Below are 17,269 nucleotides of genomic sequence, written 5' to 3' on the forward strand. Positions count from 1 at the left end.
ACGCCGTGGCGAGTCATCGGACTCACGCGAGAATCCGCATGTTTCGTGGTAGAAACATCAGACGCGCTGAAAAGGGATGCCGCCATTCAAACGCTGTTGGTGTCAAACCTCGAAGAGCTAAGGTCGCTAGTGGCGTCCGACGCCATATGTACCCGCGTATACCTTTTTCGGATCGCGGCCGACGCTAGCGATCGAAGCGCACTCATTCCGCTGAACTCCATCCGCTCCTATGCTTCGCTGGGGACAGACTGGTTCATCTGTGAGGACGATAGTGGGGCGTGCCACAACTATGGCGCGTGGCAGCCGCCAATTCCCGATGCGCACAAGGTGACCGCGATATGGGAGGCGCAAAGTCCCGCCGCGCGAGACGCCAGCCTCTCAACCCAGTGAGGAGGGTCATCATGTCGCGAGAGAACGTTATCGATCTGTCGATCGCGCTTATCACGTAACTGGGAAAGGCGTAGTTCAAACCATGGGATCGACCACTCAAGCGCGGATACTTGACGTGATCAGCGTGGGTCAAGAGGGATCCGTATGGCTGCCATCCGACTTCGCCCGCATTGCGAATCGAAGATCGATATGTAACGCTCTGCAGAAGCTGTGTGCGAGCGGAGTCGTCCGTCGCATAAGTCGCGGCCTTTATGACAAGCCACGACACAACCGACTCACGGGGCATCTGACGGTGCCTAATTACCGGGCCGTCATCGAGGCGATTGCCCGCCGAGACAACTTGCGCCTGTTGATTGATGGGATGAGTGCAGCCAACGATCTTGGCATGACGAACGCAGTGCCCGCGCGCGTCATCGTCTTCATCCCCGCCAGGCGCCGTCCCTTTGTCCTCGGAAATTTGATCATTGAATTCAAGCGGGCGCCGCCCAGCCGTTTTTTCTGGGCGGAGCGGCCGGCAATGCGCGTCGTGCAAGCCCTCTATTGGCTCAAGGACACGTTACCCGACAGCGAGCCGCAACTGAGGCTGCGGCTACGTGAGATTCTGCGCGATCCAGTCTATGGCGAGGCAATTCGGCAGGACCTGGCCGACGGCCACGCCGTACTTCCTTTGTGGATGCAAAGGTTCTTGCTGTCATGCGTTAGCTAGCTGCGCGCGCCATCAAGGCAAGCCGGCGCTATCGTTTGCGCAACATGCGGGCAGTGTCGCCAGCGGCCCGTCGCTCATGTGAGCTAGCACCACGGAGTAACCAAAGCTACGAAATAGCTGGCGGCGAGTGGCACCACGCGTGCGCTTATCGAGCTAAAGCCGATCTAAGATGCGACAGGCATCAGGCTGAAGTCAGCCCCACCTTGACGTTGTGGTTGACTCGAAGGTTACCGCTGACGAGAACCACCACGACTCAGCGCATCGGCGGATTCACCAAAGCGGGATTGCGATCGCTCCCGCCGCAACGCGAGATCAGCCACGGGCAAAGGCGTGCCCGCTGCATGAAATTACCGAGAAAGTGCTCACGAGGCCCCTTGTTCGTCGGTATACCGACGTCGAATCGCATCAATCACAGGTTGCAGAGGCTCGTCGACGACGCGAATGCGCTCGATGGGGACCTGAGCACCGATGGCTTGCAGCGGGCGCGTCATGAAATTGTGGATCACCCAGCAGCTTGCGTCATGATCCCGAAATGCCTTGAGCACTATCGTTAGACGCTCTGGATCGGAAAGGTTGAACTGCCACTCAGGATAGCGGCGCCCGCGCGTCTGACCCGGCGGAAGAAGTGCGTAAAACCGGCCGTCGTGCCGACCGCGATTGATCGTTGTGCCGGAAAGCCCCGACTTGTTAGCTGCCTGTGCAAGGGGGAGGTTTTCAGGCTGTGCCCATTCATCGCTGATATATTGCGCCCCACGGTCTTGGGCAGCTTGCATCGTGTCGTCGGAGGAGCGAGGTTCCATTGTTGATCCAGCGGTAATGTGTTGTCGCCGTATGCGGAGTACGACGTGGCGAACCAGTATATGCGAGTAGTGATAAGTAATCCCGCATCGCTGACTGCGTCGGATCTCTCCGTCACACGGCGTTCGGCAACGGTGATACTAGGGGTGTCCGAAAGACATCGTCAAATTTCGGACATTCCATTGCCTCGTGGCCACCTAGCCTCGTATAGGACGAACCGTTCAAAGCGTGAAGCAACATTGGTCAGTTGACGTCCAAAAGTAGCAACTAGCAGCCCACGACTGGCGCAGGTAGCAATTCGGGGCAGGTATCCGAGGTCAGAGAGGACGCTGGGATACGCAAACGCAATGAGAGGCAGGTAATCGACACCAGGGAGAAACTAGAGGCATATTTCCGTGGGCGTTGGATTTCCGCGAACACCGGGCCATTGTTGCTCCCACTGGGCTGGTCAAAGTTACTGCCGTCCGGCAGTGAGGGTGGCGACGTCGCAACGGTGACATCTGCCAATATCACCGGTCATTCGCATATCTGGGGGCGGAAAGCAAACTGCGTCGTCTACCACGGGAAATAAGTAACGGGCGTCATGTCCCACGCCAAGAAGCGTCGGGGAGTTAAGTGACGGAGTTTGCTCTCACTAGGTGACGCTGTAGTTGGCGGACACAATATAGGATACTCACAGAAAAATTATTACATCCTATAAATCAAATGCTTAGCGTTTGAGCCGCGACGTCGACGCCCTATTTTTTGTCCACCAGTGTGGACACAATTTAAGTGCGTTTCTGTGGTGCGACAGAAGATAGGTGCAAAACGGTTGACGACTCTGCCGTGGACAGAATATTGGTTCGATTCTGCGAGCGGATTCAGATGGCGATGTCTAGTGCGCATCGGCGCTGAGTCACAGATGATGTTGGCTCGGAAGCGATAGCTAGCTCGGCTGCCGAGATCATCGAAAGCGCCAAGGGGACACGGCCGAGAATGATCGGAAACCGTGAGCTGGCCACGGAGTTACTTTCGGCGGCGGAGCGCAGTGTTTGCTGTCACTGCGCTCGCCGGTGCGGTGTGCTATTGCGCGGGATCGGTTGGGGGTTGATTTGCACCAAATATTGACCCGGAGAACCTGTTCAAGTCACTGCCGTTGCCGAAGATGACCAGAAGCGTGCAACGTAATCAGTTTGGATGTCGCGTACGCGCCGAAGGATCCAAGCATTCGGCGCCTCCTCGAATCGGTTCTCAGAACGTTACAAATCCAGCTTGGTGATCTTAGTCCCGGACAGCGAGAGGTCGCCCATCAAGCCGCTGTTGGTGAGCACAAAGACTTCGACCGGATGCGTAGCCGTCGTCGTATCGACTTGACCGTTCGCGCCTACCTTTACCAGCGCGACTGAGGCATCGCCGCCTGCCGACCACCCGTTAGAGCTGCGGAATTTGTCGAGCGCGTCCTGCGTCATGAACAGATAGACCATGTCCTTCGATTGCATCCCCAGTTGCGCACCGAACGACGCCGACGAGATGCTGTAGTAGCCCGCCGGGCTGCCGCCGACGCGCAATACGCCGTCGCCGTGTTGCCCGCCGACGATCACACCCGCCTGAATGACACCGGAAAACACCAGCACGCCGCGTGCTTTACCCACTAATTCACGCGCCCCCGGCACGGTCGAGAACAGCCTGGAGAGCGTGCCGTCAGCCGCCGCATTGATCGACTGCTTGCGTGAATTGTTCTCCTCCGGCGTGGCCGGGTTGTTCCCGGTCGTCGAACATCCCGATAGCGCTACAACAAAAGCCCCGGTAGCAACAGCAGCTCTGAAGAATTGACGACGTGTTTGCATGTTTGTCTCCGCGTGGTGGATGAACTGCCGATTGAGTGTCGGATTTGTGACGTCACATCGCCATAGGTAGTTGGGGCAACGCCACTTGCCCGGTGGTGCACTGGTCTGCCTAAGGGCTAAGCCCCCGGCGCTGGGTCGGGCTTGCTATCCGCCACCGCCGGTTCCGGTGCCCAGCCTTCGCGCGGAACGACGATCTGCGTTTTCGGTTGCTCTTCGAAATGCGGCGACATGATCTGCACGCCGTATTCGTTGAAGACGTCGACGATGTTGCTATGCAGTTCGCTAAGCATGATCAGACGCTGCGCAGGATTGACGGGGGCCACGTGTAGGTCGTACTCGATGTAGAAGTCCGAGAGCGCACGTTGCAACACAAACGGCGCCGGGGTTTGCGTAACCTTCGACGTGCGGGCCGCGGCCAGACACAACATCGCTTGCACCTGACGCCACGGCGTGTCGTAGCCAATGGTCACGGATGTGGTCACGAGCGCCGGGGCCTTCCCGTCGCGGCTGGAGAAGTTATGAACGATTGCGCCGACGACGACGGCGTTGGGAATAGTGACTTCTTCTTGCCGGACATTCGTCAGCTTGACCGACAGCGTGTCGACACTAACGACCACGCCCGCCGTCTCCCCAATTTGCACCATGTCGCCCGCTTGGAACGCGCGGCTGTACGTCACGACGATGCCGCTCATCAACTGATTCACGATCCCCGCGGAGCCTAACGACACCATCAACCCCAGCAGCACACTCAGCCCTTTGAACACATCGCTTTGCGCACCGGGGAAGTAGGGGTAAGCGAACGTAAGTGCGAGTGCCCAAACAACGATGGTGACGATGCGCCGAGAGGCGTCTGCCGTGTCGGGGTGCATACCCGGCACGTTCAAATGACGCTGGCGTATCGCGGTGAAGACGTTGTTGATCAGGTTCTGGAGCGCGCGCGTAAGCAAGAAGATCACGATGACCGCAATAAGCCCTGGAATGGCGTTAACTATGCCGAGTGCGAACGTATTGATGAGTGCCCACAGGAAACCGCTGAGCCGGTCGCCCATCGGCTGGGAGACCGGAAAGCGCTCCAGCACGTAGATCAGATAGATATAGATCAGCGCTGCAACGAAGAAGAGAAACAGCAACTGCACGATCTGCCGTGCCAATTGGAAAGCGGACCCCGTCCAATCGAACGTCTTGGAAGTGCGCCGAAGGACATGGGCTTCGACCGCATATTGAATGCGCGTCTGAAGCCGGGTTTGCAATCGTCCGGCCAGCCACACCAACGCCGCCAAGATGACAGTCGCCAGCAAGGAGAGCAGAACCCCTCGGACGATATTCGGCCAATGCAATTGCGCTTGGCGAGCCGCGAGCGCGGTATCAAGCTGTGCCTGCACCTCCTTCGCAACCACGTCGAAAGGACGGTTGTCGGCCGCGTCGACGTCGCCCTCGAGCAGCGCAAAGAGAATACGGTCGCCGCGCCGGAACACGACGCCGCGATTCTCGCCCATGGACGCGTGCACCGCGACCGTGGGTAGTACGAGAATGCTTTCGGGCAGTCCATCGAGCACGGCAAAAGTGCGTTCGGCCCGCTGCTGCGGCGTCGCACCACTAAGCGATGCTCGAAACGTCGCGATGGGGCGGTCCATAAATCGGAGGTCGGCTGCCGGCGCGGTCTGCATTGCGGCGGGTTGCGACGCCTGAGCAAACGCCATGGGCACGACACAAAACACCAACAAAAAGGCAAGCAATGACGCCCACAAGGCGACGAACGCAGTGTTTGTTTTAAGGGGAGGCGAAAGCGTCGCGACACTTCGCTTGTGGTCTAAAGCATTCGCGTGCTTCGCCATGCGAATCATGATGGACGCTCCCGATTTGAAATGCCTTTGCGGATCTAACGGGATTTTCGCTCGAACCGGTATGCCCCGGGGGGCAAATTGATTGCCCGAAACCCCGATAGCACAGGCGCGTGTCCGGCGTAAAACTATGGTTCGGTCTACCCATGACAGCACAATCAACAAGGAAAGAATCATGGAGAATGACGCTCGCCCTGCGAACCCAGGATCCCCTGAATCTCCCGAGCTGCCGGAGGTAGATTTGTCGCTTGTGCGGGGCGATCCAGGGTTCTATCTCCAGCGCAAGGCGCTCCTAATACCTGATACTGGCATGGGGATCGTGCGAAGAGCGCTGATCTTCGCTTCCGTGACTTGGATACCGCTGGCCGCGTGGGCGCTGCTTACCGGCCGTGCGCTCTATGGCGCCGGCGACGACACTCTCGCGGCGCATTTTGGTGTCCACGCACGTTGCCTTATCGCCATTCCGCTCATGGTGGTTGCAGAGGGCGTGGCGCAAAATCTAATGCCGCCGCTGCTAAAGTATTTTATCGATTCCGGCCTCGTCACCGAGCAGACGCTCCCAGATTTTCGACGCCAGCTTTCGCGAGTAGCGCTACTGCGTAATCGCGTGTTGCCGTGGGTAGTTATTTTCGGGGCGACGGTGGCGTGGTCGATGACCGGCGCGCTTTTCGGAAAATCCGAGGACATGGTTTGGACGGGCCACGGCGAGGGTATTGCCGATATCAGCTTCGGCGGCTGGTGGTTCGTACTCGTCATTCGCCCCGTATTCACCGTATTGCTGCTCGCCTGGCTGTGGCGCGCGTGCCTGATGTTCGTTTTGCTATTCCGGATCGGCAAGCTCCCACTGGCGCTCGTGCCTTCGCACCCCGATCGCGTCGCCGGCCTTAGCTTCGTGGAGCGCATGGCGTTCATCTTCAGCCCGGTCGTGTTTGCAATCTCTACCGTGGTCGCGGCATCGTTCGCACACGAAGTGGTCTATCACGGCGCAAGCGCAACGCAGATGAAGACGCTACTGATCGCGAGCGCAGTGCTGATCTCCGTTGTGTTTCTCATACCATTGCTGCCGCTCTCCATGCCCCTTAGCAGACTCAAGCGACGTGCCGTCTTCGAGTATGGCAGTTTGGTCGCCCACCACGACCGACTTGTTCACGAGCGATGGATCCTGCGTCGGGATATCGGCAAGCCGGAGATTCTCGACGCGCCGGAGCTGGGTCCCGTGGCAGACATTCACGCCATCTACGACGCCGTGCGACGCATGCGCTCCGTGCCGCTGAGCAAGTTATCAATCTTGGCGATCGCAGTCCCGGCTGCCGTACCGATGCTATACGTGGCGGCCCTACAATTGCCGCTTTCCGCAGTACTCGGAAAGGTCGTTAAAGCGCTGATCTGAGGGCAGGGTGGAGGCACCTCAAAAGCTCATGGCGAACCCGAGCGAGACACCGTGCACGTTGTGACCGAAGACGTAGCGCGCCATAAGGCGGGTGCGTGTGACGACCACCGGATACTTGCTGCTGTCGAGCTCCAGCCCAAGCCCTAACGAAGTCAGATTGTTGAAGCCCAACACGCCGGCGCTGTCGCCGAAATATTGCGAATAAGCCGCCTCAAGCACGTAGCGTACCGGCCGATCGAGTGCCCGCAGACCGGTTGGCGCCCGCCAGCGGGACCAAAGACTCAATTGCTGTGCATTGGCACTGCCTTGCACGCCTGCGGACGAGTTGCCGAAGCTGCGTAAATGAATGTTCGTCAGACGCAGTTCGACGTCGACCTCGTAGGCTTCGCGATAGTGCTCGAAGTCGAGCATGAGGGATCCGCCCAGGCCGTAAGCGTTCAGAGCGCCGTTCTTGAGAAATTCAGTATCGAGATCAGTCGCACGATTGAGCAGGGTTTCGCCAATTCGCAGGTCGCTGGCGACTCTGCCGAAACTGCCGTTCAAGATGGGCCGAAACACTAGTTCATCTGCTAGACGAATGTCCCATCCCACGCCGACGGTGGTGCTTAGCGTATTTCATCGAACTGGCAACGCACGAGATTCCACGCCATCTGAAGCCACGAACGTCGGGTCGTATCGACTGTAGGCGAGCGTGCCCTCGAGATAGAGTGGAAACGAACGGCTGAGCGTGAAGCCTCCGCCCAATTGCGTCTGCCAGAAGCCAGGGTGGCCGGTCGTGCCGTTATTGATCGACAACGAACTCGTGGTGACGTCGGGCACGGTCGTGTAGCTCATGATCGCCAATACGCCGTTCGCGTGGCCGCGCACATCACTGCCGACGCGCAGCGGCGCAGATTGGGCGAGCACTGAGGGGGCACTCAACGTTAAGCCGGACAACCCCGCGAGCACCGTTAGTAGACTGACAAGGCGCCGGCGCGGTCCACATCGTCCCGCACACTCACCACCGCGTTTAGTCCTGTGTCGAGTCACCGCCATGCTCCGTTCGCGTCGTTGATGTTGCGATGCACCAGCTACCTTCCCGCATTTTTGCGTTTGGCTTGCCGGCGGACCATCGGGTTCGGGGGCAACGCCGTTGCCCCAACGGGCAAACCGCTTGCCCTCACTCCCAATAGCCGGACGGGGAGAATGCGAAAAGAATAAGGAATTAGAGCGCGTTGGCCGCGGTGCGCACGGGAACATGAATTTACCCCACAATCCACATGATCCATCACGAACCGTCGATCGTTGGTCCGGTGCGCTTGGCCTAACTGCGGTTTCCGTTTGCCTTGCCGTAATTATTGTTATCGGCGTACGCGCGACACTGCTTTACGAGGGCCGCGTAGCGGTTCGTGACGATGCGCGCGAAGCGAACCTGCGCGTGGCGCTAATTGCGGCGCGCACATTGAGCGATGACATCTCGACATGTTCATACGCACTCAGTGTGCTCGGCACGGCAGGTCAGGGCGACCCGAGCGCACAGCTTTCGAAATGTCTGACGCAGTTTGGTTATCCAAGGAGCATGAACGCCCGGTCGGACGCGCAGGCCGTTCTCGTAGACGAGGCGGGAGAGATCGTCTACGAGGCGCTTCCCTCAACCACCTGCGTCAACCGCCCGATGGTTCAGCGCATTGTCGACGCAGACAGGCGACGCGACAGCACCCAGCTTTCCATCTCCACGTCGTCGGCATTATGTCCCGAGAGCGGCGAAAGGGGACTCTTGATGACCCACGGCATCCGGCGCGACGACGGTGAGTATGCTGGCGTGGGGATTGTGACGCTCGATGTCCGATATTTTTCGCGACAATTCGCGGGTCTTGCCCCAAGAGCGCAGGGCGTCGTCTCATTGCTGCGCAGCGACGGCGTTGTACTTGTCAGATCGACGGCCGCTGGCGCCACCATTTCAGATGATATTTCGAATGCAGCGGATCTCGCCACATCGGCCTCGTCATCAGGGACCGCACCCGTCTCGGGAGCGGATGGAGACTTTCTCTACGTCAGGCAGCCGCTTCCCAGCTTGCCCATGCAGATCGAGATTCGGGCGCCCAAGAGCGAAATTTACGCGGCTTGGCGTGAACGGGCGTTGTGGGTGGCCGGGTTAACGGCGACGCTCGGTACAGCATGCCTGCTTCTCGCTGTCTTGCTCCGGAAGCAACGCCAGCGGCGCCGAGCAGCAGAAGCCGAGTTGCAGCGAATGGCGAGTACCGACCCGTTGACGGGCCTGGCGAATCGACGCACTCTGGACGAGATCTACGACCGAGAATGGCGTCGTTCGGTACGTGAACGCGTACCGCTAGCCCTGCTGTTTATCGATGTAGATCATTTCAAGACGTTCAACGACCGGTATGGCCATCCCGCGGGAGACGACGCGCTGATCGCTGTGAGCCACGCCATCGGACACTCAGTCCGTCGTCCGGGCGATTTCGCTGGACGCTACGGTGGTGAAGAGTTCATGGTCGTGCTGCCGAATACCGACGTCCGAGGCGCTCGCGATGTCGCCGAACGCGTGCGCACAACCCTGCGCGCCGCCGCTATTCCTCACGAGGGTACACAGCACGGCCATGTGACGGTAAGTATCGGAATCGCCGCCACGGGGGCAACGGCGACCGGTACGCCTGCAGCACTGCTGCAGGCGGCGGACGAAGCACTTTACGCAGCCAAAAGCGGGGGCCGCGATTGCGTCTACGTTCATGCAACCTCAGGAGGTGACCCATGCCCGGCGATTTGACGCTTGATCAACGCAAGGCGGCGGGAAAGGTGGCGCGCGAACGTGCGCCCCGTTCCACGCACTCAGAGATCGGGGACGTGGACCGCGACCCGGTCGCGTTGCTTCGCCAGAATAGTGCCGACCGTATCGACGCGCTCGTCCCTTTGCGATACGGTCGCATGTCTCTCTCACCCTTCACGTTCTATCGCGGCAGCGCGGTGCTTCAGGCCCACGACCTCGCAAAAACGTCGACGACCGGCTTCAACTTCCCCATTTGCGGCGACGCACACCTCATGAATTTTGGTGGCTTCGCCACGCCCGAGCGCCAGCTCGTGTTCGATCTGAACGACTTCGACGAAGTCGCGCCGGGTCCGTGGGAATGGGATCTCAAGCGACTCGCCGCGAGTTTCGCTATCGCTGGCGAGCATATGAGCGTGGAGCGGGGCACGATTCGCGACATTGTCGCCTCGGCGGTGCGCGAGTACGGCAAACGCATGCAGGAGTATGCAGGCTACAGCGCGCTCGACCTCTGGCATGAAATCGTGACGTTCGACCGTATGGCCGAGTCCGCCGTAACCAGTGAAGGACGTCGACTGATCCGCAAGGCCGCCGAGAAAGCGGCAGGCCGTTCGCACGAAGCTATGCTCGACAAAATGGCATCGCGTCAGGACGGCCGATGGGTGATCCAGGATGCCCCGCCTGCTTTGTTCCATCCGGCAGGGCCAAATTCGTTGCTGGGCGACGCCCACGCATGGTCGAACACGCATGCATGGAAAAGCAAGCTCGCACAAGCCTTCAACGAGTATGTCGGCACACTCCCGGTGGACCGGCGTGCGCTGATTGATCAGTTCCAGCTCCAGGACATTGCCTTCAAAGTCGTCGGTGTCGGCAGCGTTGGAACCTTCTGTCTCGTCATGCTGTTTGTCGACGCGCAAGGCAAGCCGCTGTTCCTGCAAGTCAAGGAAGCCCGCGAATCAGTTATTGCCCACTACTTTCCTAGGGGCAAGGTTCACCATCAGGCTTTGCGCGTCGTTGCCGGGCAGCGATTGCTTCAAGCGGCCAGTGACGCGTTTCTTGGCTGGACAACGGGCCCGAACGGACGTCACTTCTACTTCCGACAGTTGCGCGACATGAAGGTCTCGGCCGAAGTCGAGCGCATGAACGACACGATCCTCCAGGGCTACGCCCGAATGTGTGGATGGGCTCTGGCCCGTGCGCACGCCAAGTCAGGCGGACTTGCAGTGGAAATATCGTCATATGTCGGCGACGGAAAGCGGCTGGCCGACGCGATGACGAAGTACGCGTTGGCCTACGCGACTCAGAACGAAAAGGATTACGACGCGTTTATCAGAGCCTGCCGGTCAGGCAAGCTTATCGCACGCAGCGACGAGGATATGGCGGCAGATTTCCGAGTCTAGTGCGCCTCGATCGAAAGACGAGAGGCTGGAATGCGCACCGGCCGTCACGACGACCGTGCGGCCCGTTTGATGGCCGACAGCAAATCAGTACCCAGGAATGGTTTTGTAAGCAACTCGCCGCCGCCCGCGCGATTGATGGCGACGCGCGTTTCCTCGCTGTCGTAAGCGGTAACGAAGACGACCGGTGGGCGCGGCGCTGCAAACGTTGCGAAAAACAATGGACTGGACGACCCGGGCAACTGAACATCGGCGACGACGCAATACGCACGGGACAGACATTCGGTAAGTCCCGCGTCGGCAGTGCTGCTGAATGACTGCGTAGTGTAGCCGGAGACCTTGAGCAGGCGATCAACAGCGCGACGCATGCCTGCGTCGTCCTCGAGAATCGCGATAAGTTTCCTTTTCGTGGTCATCAGACGATGGTTTTGATATATCGCTATTCTTCTCTGGAACGTGAGCGCGACGCCATCCGGTGTGGGGGCAACGCAAATGCCCCTTCGGGCAATTTGGGGCAATCGCCTTTTCTTCGTTTATCGCACCCACTACATTGACTCATGAGGCCGACCACCGAATCCGTGCAGCGGCGATCGGCTGTTCCCGTATTCCTGTCATAGCTTCCTCCTAAATTCGAGGCACAACGATGAGACGACAGGCATTGACTGTCCTAATGCTGCTCAGCACCGGTGCGACATTACCTGCGTGGGCACAGAATGCCGCCGCGAGCGCACCCACCGCCCAAATGGAAAGCGTGGACCCCGAAGCGGTGCAGGCGCTGCAAACGATGGGGAATTATCTTCAATCGCTCAAACGGTTCCGAGTCGTCACCGACCACACCGGCGAACGCGTGCTCGCCGACGGGCAGAAGCTTCAGCATGACGCGCATGCCACGCTGGAAGTGGATCGCCCCGATCATTTGCGTGCGGTAATGCGTAGCGCCCGGAGCGAGCGCGAGATTATTTACAACGGGAAGACGGCGACGCTATTCGCCCCTGAGCAGAAGTACTACGCGTCGGTGCAGTACAAGGGAACGCTCGCGCAGCTCGTGGACGAGCTGCGCGAGCGCTATGGTGTCGAACTCCCCCTGGCCGACCTGTTCGCCTGGGGAACGCCCGAAGCCAAAACGCAGAAATTCGATTCGGCAATGTATGCCGGCCAGGACTACATCGGTAACGATCTTTGCGACCACTATGCCTATCGGCAGGCGGGGATCGATTGGCAGATCTGGATCGCTAGTGGCGATAAGCCACTTCCGAGAAAAATCGTAGTAACACGCACGGACGACGATGCCAGGCCACAGTCAGTCTCTCTCGTGTCGTGGCAACCGGGCATTTCCATCAAACCGTCGACGTTCGAGTTTAAGCCACCGACCGGGGCAAAGAGGATTGATGCAATTCAGATTCCTGCGAAGAAGGGGTGACAACATGAAAACTTGGCTCTCCCCAAAAGTGCCTGCGTACCTGAAAGTCGGTGCCTGCGCAACGGTGCTGGTCGCCTCATTCGCAGTGATGTCCTCGTCGATCGCGGTCGGGCGCGGCGGTGGCGGCGGCCATGCGCGTGAGCATAACGCCAGCCCGCGTGGCGGTGGCCCGCACAATGCGCAGCGCCAGCACACCAGGGCAAACGATCGCCAGGCCGACGTGCGCACGCGCAACGTTCGCAATACCAGCGTGAACAACGTCAATGTGAACCGGAATGTGAACGTTAATGTCGATAACCACGGTGGCCATGGTTATCACGGCGGATGGGACGACGACTATCATCCAGTTGCCACAGCAGTTGCGGTGACAGCGGCGGTCGGCGTAACGGCTGCAGTCGTTGGCTCCATCGTGCATTCGGTACCCGCCAACTGTGTGCCGGTCAACTACCGTGGCATGGTGTATCAACAATGCGGTAGCACCTGGTACCAGCCTCAGGGCGCGCAGTTTGTCGTAGTGAACGCACCGTATTGATGTTTGAAAGCACGGCAAACGCTTGCGATCGATATATCACGCGTTTGCCGCTTCGCTACTGTGACACCGGATCGAGCGACGAGGGTGCGAACGGCAGCCACACCACGAAATCAGTTCCCCCGCGACGTCTGCGCCGTGCGGTGACGCTGCCCCGATGTGCCTCAACAATGGAGCGAACGATGGACAACCCGAGTCCAGTGCCGCGTTCCTTTGTCGTGTAGAACGCCTCAAAAAGCTTGTCGACGCTGTCATCCGGAATTCCAACGCCACGATCCGAGACGACCAGCTCGACACCATCGTTTACCGCGCGGGATTCGATCCTGAGTTGGCGGTTCTGATACTCGGTGTTCTCCATGGCGTCCATGCCGTTAAGCGCGAGATTGAGCAGCACCTGCTGCAACTGCACCTGATCTGCCAGCACTTGTGCGCCACCGGTGCTAAAAAACGCCTCGAGCACGATGCCACGCCGACGCGCTTCCGGCCGCACGAGCGCTGCCGCTCGCTCGAGCGTGGCATCGAAATTGACGGGCATGAACGTGATGGCCTGCTTTTGCAGCAACGCACGTAGCCGTACGATCACGTCGTTCGCCCGCAACGCATCGCGTCTCACGTCGGTCAGGATTTCCCGAAGCTCAATGTTGCTATCGCCGGCGCTCTGCATCATGAGATCGGCGGCGTCAACGTTGCTGAGAATCGCGCCGAGCGGCTGACCGACTTCATGCGCGATAGACGCACTTAGTTCGCCTACCGTCGCAATCCGCGACGCGCGAGCGAGATCGGCACGTCGCTGTGCAGCGTCGAGTTCGGCCCTGCGACGCTTACGGCGTTGCTCAAGCATGGCGAGAATTGTGAAAGCTTGGGCACCCATCACGAAAAGCACGACAGCAATTTCTCTCCAATACTCGCGAAAGGGTGGATTCGGAACGTTGAGCCACTTGCAGTCCGGGCCGAGCGACTGTTCGGAGATGCCGAGGCGCCTTAGCACGGCAATGTTCGCCACGCACCGCGCTGGGAGAGGGGGGCTCACCGCGCCATTGCGCCAGGCGGTGTCGCCCGAAAGCATGCGCGCAGCAATCTTCCCCGTCACGCGTCCGTTTTCTTCGAGGTCGTAGACGGCGCCCGCCGCTGCGCCTTGGGTGACATAGTTTGCATACCAGCCGTAAATTGGCACGGGCGCGTGGTCAGCTAACGGGCGTACAAGCTCGAAGGGGAAATATCGCCTGCCGCCATGGTCACGATATTGCGTTCCATAGAGCACCGCGGTGTGCCGTTTATCGAGCCTGGCCAGCCGATTTCGAAGCTCCGGTACGCCGAGGCCTTCCCATCGTTCGACCGATGTCCATCGTTCGTTGCGCTTTTCGGCCGTGGCGACAATCTCGTCCGAGAAGCGCCGGTCGACTTCCGCGCTGCCACCGATGATGACGAGGTGCTTCGCCGTTGGTTGTAGCGTCTCGACTATGGCGAGCGTCTTACCGATCTCGATGTGATACGGCACTATCACAAAGGTCGACGGGAATTGTCCCGCCTTCCTCAGCCAGACGTCCGGCACGCTCGTGACGAGCACTGGCGTATCGGGCCAAATGGCATTGTGATGGGTGCGTGCAAACTCTGCCGCGTAGTTGCCGATGGCGATTACCAGATCAATACGCTGACCAGCGTACTTCTTCTGAAGTAGCGCAAATAGCTCCGGCGTCAGTAGGTCTGCACCGAAGCGCATGCCATCAAGCGTGTCGAGAAACGTTTCGATGCCAAGCGGCAGTTCGGAATCGAGCACGTCACGAATCGCTCGCGTTTGCATTTGGACAGCGGCTTGCATCGGATCGCCGCCAGTGAGAAGTACGACCTTCGGCGGATCCGCGCTCGACGCCGCAGGCGTGACGGCGCTGCACGCGGTGATGATCGCGAGCGAGATGGCTGCCCGAACGGCGCGACGGCCGGCGGCCCTCACGGCGACTAAGCGACGGCAGGGACGACGTGCTTGCCGGCGATCTGAAGCAGTTCGGCCAGCGATGATGCGCCAAATTTACGCATGAGCTCAGCGCGACACGTTTTGATAGTTCGCTCGCACAGGCCGAGCTCTGCAGCAATTTGCTTGTTACGCAGCCCCTTTGCGATGCCTTGCAATACGGCGCGCTCGCGTCCGCTCAGCGCCGGATCATTTTCAGCGGCGCAGGTTGCCGGCGCGACGGCCGTGATCTTCTGCCCGTGACTGAACGCCGTCTTCACCGCGCCGACAAGTACATCGCGACCGAATGGTTTGATCAAAAAATCGACCGCCCCAGCTTTCATGGCCTCGACCGATCGCGCTACGTCGCCATAGCCGCTCATCAAGACAACCGGAAGAGTCGATGCCTGACGCAGCAACGCACGCTGCAAATCGAGACCGCTCGGGCCACCAAGCTCCAGATCGATGAGCATGCAGCCAGGCCGATCGTCGGGATCGCTTACGAGGAAGTCTCCCGCCGACGCGTATTCCTTTGTGTCAAAACCCGATGCAAATAGTAGGCGCGCAAGCGCCGCGCGCATGGAGGCGTCATCGTCGACGATATGAACCACCAATTCACGACAAGCATTCATCGGATCTCCGCGTCGGACGCGTCTCGTTAAGAATCCCCCGAATTCAGCGATACCTCATCGATATGTAGGAATAATTCCGACGAGGGGAATAATTAAAATTACCTGACCGGATGCAGAAGCCTACTTTTCGCTTATTTTCATGAGAATAATATAGCGATATTGGCGCTTTGAGATGCTTTGAATTGATAGCATCTCTGGATAAGTGAGTAAAGTTGATTTGCTGAAACGCCACGTATGGGGACAGTGAAACTCGCTTCCATGCTCGTTCTTGGGGGCCGGCGCACTCGCACCGCAGAAGACACTTGCAATCGGCTGCACATACGGTTGCCCCAAAGGGACGTTCGTTTTGCCCCAAACACCTATGTCTTTGACATCGATGAGCACTGAAAATGTCCAGATCACCCACCCGCGCGGTAGCGCGAAACACGTGACGAGCCAGTTTCAGGTCAGCAGTTTTCGCTCGTGCGGGACGGTCACTGCCAAGTCGTATGTTACGCGATACGCAGCCCTAAGATTCTTCAGTGCGCGCAGAGTTGTTAGAGCGTTTTACTGGTCGTCCCCCAGTGAATTTCTAATTTAATGAAAAAGCCATGACGATAAGCCGACTATCGTATAGCAGTGCACACCGACTCCTCCGTGTTACCACCCACGTGATTGCTGCAATGGCTCTGTTAACCTGCACGTCAATGGCAAGGGCCCAGTCGGATGAAGACCTCGCAAAGCAACTCAGTAACCCAGTTGCCGCACTGATTAGTGTGCCTCTCCAGTTCAACTACGACGGAAGCATTGGCCCGGGACGAGATGGCAACAAGTTCCTGCTGAACTTCCAACCCGTCGTACCGATTCACATCAACGACACGTGGAATGTGATTTCGCGAACCATTCTGCCCGTGGAGTCGCAACACGACGTCAGTCCTGGCTCCGGCACCCAGACTGGCATTGGAGACATTGTCCAAAGTCTTTTCTTGTCCCCCCAGAAGCCAACATCAAGCGGGTTGATTTGGGGTGTCGGGCCGGTTTTCCTGATCCCAACCGGCACCGATTCGATGTTATCCAGCCGGAAGTGGGGCGCGGGACCTACCGGCGTTGTACTCAAACAGTCGGGCGGATGGACGTATGGCGCACTGGCAAATCACATTTGGTCATACGCAGGGGCAGGAAGTCGCGATAGCGTGAGCTCGACTTTTCTGCAACCGTTCCTGACATATACGACCAAAGACGCCTGGACGTTTGGCATCAATACCGAATCAACTTATGACTGGTCTCATCGACAGTGGTCCGTGCCGATCAATGCAACGATAACCAAACTCCTTAAGTTCGGTGGCCATCCCGTCAGCGTGGGGGGCGGATTTCGGTATTGGGCGCAAAGTCCCGACAGCGGCCCCCACGGATGGGGTGTCAGATTCGTGGTGACATTTCTTTTCCCTTCGTGAGTCACATTGCAGTGTGCTTGACCGAAATCGCAGGCCGACCGCTCGGTCCATTTCGGTATCACCCTGGTCCTATATGAACTTGGCTTCTCCTGGAGAACGTGATGAAGCTCGTCAGAAGTCTACTTTTCTTTGCCCTTCCCATTGGCGTGGTGACTTGCGGCAATGCTTATGCACAACAACAGGGCGAGGACCGGCTGC

Annotated in this window: 13 protein-coding genes and 1 pseudogene; 7 read left to right on the forward strand and 7 right to left on the reverse strand. The window is 58.9% G+C overall.

All coding sequences use genetic code 11. The features are described 5' to 3' along the window. Window positions 1-472: 472 nt before the first annotated feature. On the forward strand, window positions 473-1,096 hold the full coding sequence (locus CDV44_RS28375; protein WP_087686554.1) for a DUF6088 family protein: 624 nt from the start codon (window positions 473-475) through the stop codon (window positions 1,094-1,096). A gap of 362 nt (window positions 1,097-1,458) precedes the next feature. Here the strand turns inward: CDV44_RS28375 and CDV44_RS02595 are convergent, their stop codons facing one another. The 3 genes from CDV44_RS02595 to CDV44_RS02605 form a co-directional block, all read right to left on the reverse strand. After that, window positions 1,459-1,896: a hypothetical protein gene (locus CDV44_RS02595; protein WP_087686555.1), complete on the reverse strand. Its 438-nt coding sequence runs from the start codon at window positions 1,894-1,896 to the stop codon at window positions 1,459-1,461. A 1,236-nt stretch (window positions 1,897-3,132) separates the two neighbouring features. Further along, entirely contained in the window at window positions 3,133-3,720 is a 588-nt protein-coding gene (locus tag CDV44_RS02600) for a YSC84-related protein (protein WP_087686556.1), read from the reverse strand. Window positions 3,721-3,836: 116 nt separating this feature from the next. After that, window positions 3,837-5,738, reverse strand: a complete 1,902-nt coding sequence (locus CDV44_RS02605) for a mechanosensitive ion channel family protein (RefSeq protein ID WP_087686557.1) — start codon at window positions 5,736-5,738, stop codon at window positions 3,837-3,839. On the opposite strand from CDV44_RS02605, the gene CDV44_RS02610 reads away from it, so the two are divergent. After that, complete coding sequence (locus CDV44_RS02610; protein WP_087686558.1) at window positions 5,737-6,951, forward strand: hypothetical protein; 1,215 nt, start codon at window positions 5,737-5,739, stop codon at window positions 6,949-6,951. The two genes, CDV44_RS02605 and CDV44_RS02610, sit on opposite strands and share 2 nt — an antisense overlap. A gap of 18 nt (window positions 6,952-6,969) precedes the next feature. Here CDV44_RS02610 and CDV44_RS02615 read toward each other — a convergent pair. Then, window positions 6,970-7,986 (reverse strand): annotated as a pseudogene (locus CDV44_RS02615) (hypothetical protein). Between the two features lie 202 nt (window positions 7,987-8,188). On the opposite strand from CDV44_RS02615, the gene CDV44_RS02620 reads away from it, so the two are divergent. Beyond that, entirely contained in the window at window positions 8,189-9,715 is a 1,527-nt protein-coding gene (locus CDV44_RS02620) for a GGDEF domain-containing protein (RefSeq protein WP_087686559.1), read from the forward strand. Continuing rightward, a complete protein-coding gene (locus CDV44_RS02625) occupies window positions 9,700-11,112 on the forward strand; it encodes a DUF2252 domain-containing protein (RefSeq protein ID WP_087686560.1) in 1,413 nt (470 codons plus the stop codon). Before CDV44_RS02620 ends, CDV44_RS02625 begins: the two co-directional genes overlap by 16 nt. A gap of 44 nt (window positions 11,113-11,156) precedes the next feature. Here CDV44_RS02625 and CDV44_RS02630 read toward each other — a convergent pair whose 3' ends face one another. Then, complete coding sequence (locus CDV44_RS02630; protein ID WP_141118655.1) at window positions 11,157-11,627, reverse strand: response regulator; 471 nt, start codon at window positions 11,625-11,627, stop codon at window positions 11,157-11,159. 152 nt (window positions 11,628-11,779) lie between these two features. Between CDV44_RS02630 and CDV44_RS02635 the strand changes: the two genes are divergently transcribed. Both CDV44_RS02635 and CDV44_RS02640 read left to right on the forward strand, forming a co-directional pair. Continuing rightward, window positions 11,780-12,529, forward strand: coding sequence for a DUF2092 domain-containing protein (locus CDV44_RS02635; protein ID WP_212677070.1), 750 nt, complete (start codon window positions 11,780-11,782; stop codon window positions 12,527-12,529). Between the two features lie 4 nt (window positions 12,530-12,533). After that, a complete protein-coding gene (locus tag CDV44_RS02640) occupies window positions 12,534-13,061 on the forward strand; it encodes a hypothetical protein (protein WP_087686563.1) in 528 nt (175 codons plus the stop codon). Window positions 13,062-13,116: 55 nt separating this feature from the next. Here the strand turns inward: CDV44_RS02640 and CDV44_RS02645 are convergent, their stop codons facing one another. Continuing rightward, the gene (locus CDV44_RS02645; RefSeq protein ID WP_170935835.1) at window positions 13,117-14,835 is read right to left on the reverse strand and encodes an ATP-binding protein; all 1,719 of its coding nucleotides are present in this window, start codon (window positions 14,833-14,835) and stop codon (window positions 13,117-13,119) included. Between the two features lie 179 nt (window positions 14,836-15,014). Further along, complete coding sequence (locus CDV44_RS02650) at window positions 15,015-15,638, reverse strand: response regulator transcription factor (protein WP_087686565.1); 624 nt, start codon at window positions 15,636-15,638, stop codon at window positions 15,015-15,017. 662 nt (window positions 15,639-16,300) lie between these two features. On the opposite strand from CDV44_RS02650, the gene CDV44_RS02655 reads away from it, so the two are divergent. Continuing rightward, window positions 16,301-17,071 (forward strand): hypothetical protein, encoded by a 771-nt coding sequence (locus CDV44_RS02655; protein ID WP_087686567.1) that lies wholly within the window; start codon window positions 16,301-16,303, stop codon window positions 17,069-17,071. The last annotated feature ends 198 nt before the right edge of the window (window positions 17,072-17,269 follow it).

This window comes from Pandoraea sp. PE-S2R-1 (assembly GCF_002179865.1).
Taxonomy (GTDB): domain Bacteria; phylum Pseudomonadota; class Gammaproteobacteria; order Burkholderiales; family Burkholderiaceae; genus Pandoraea.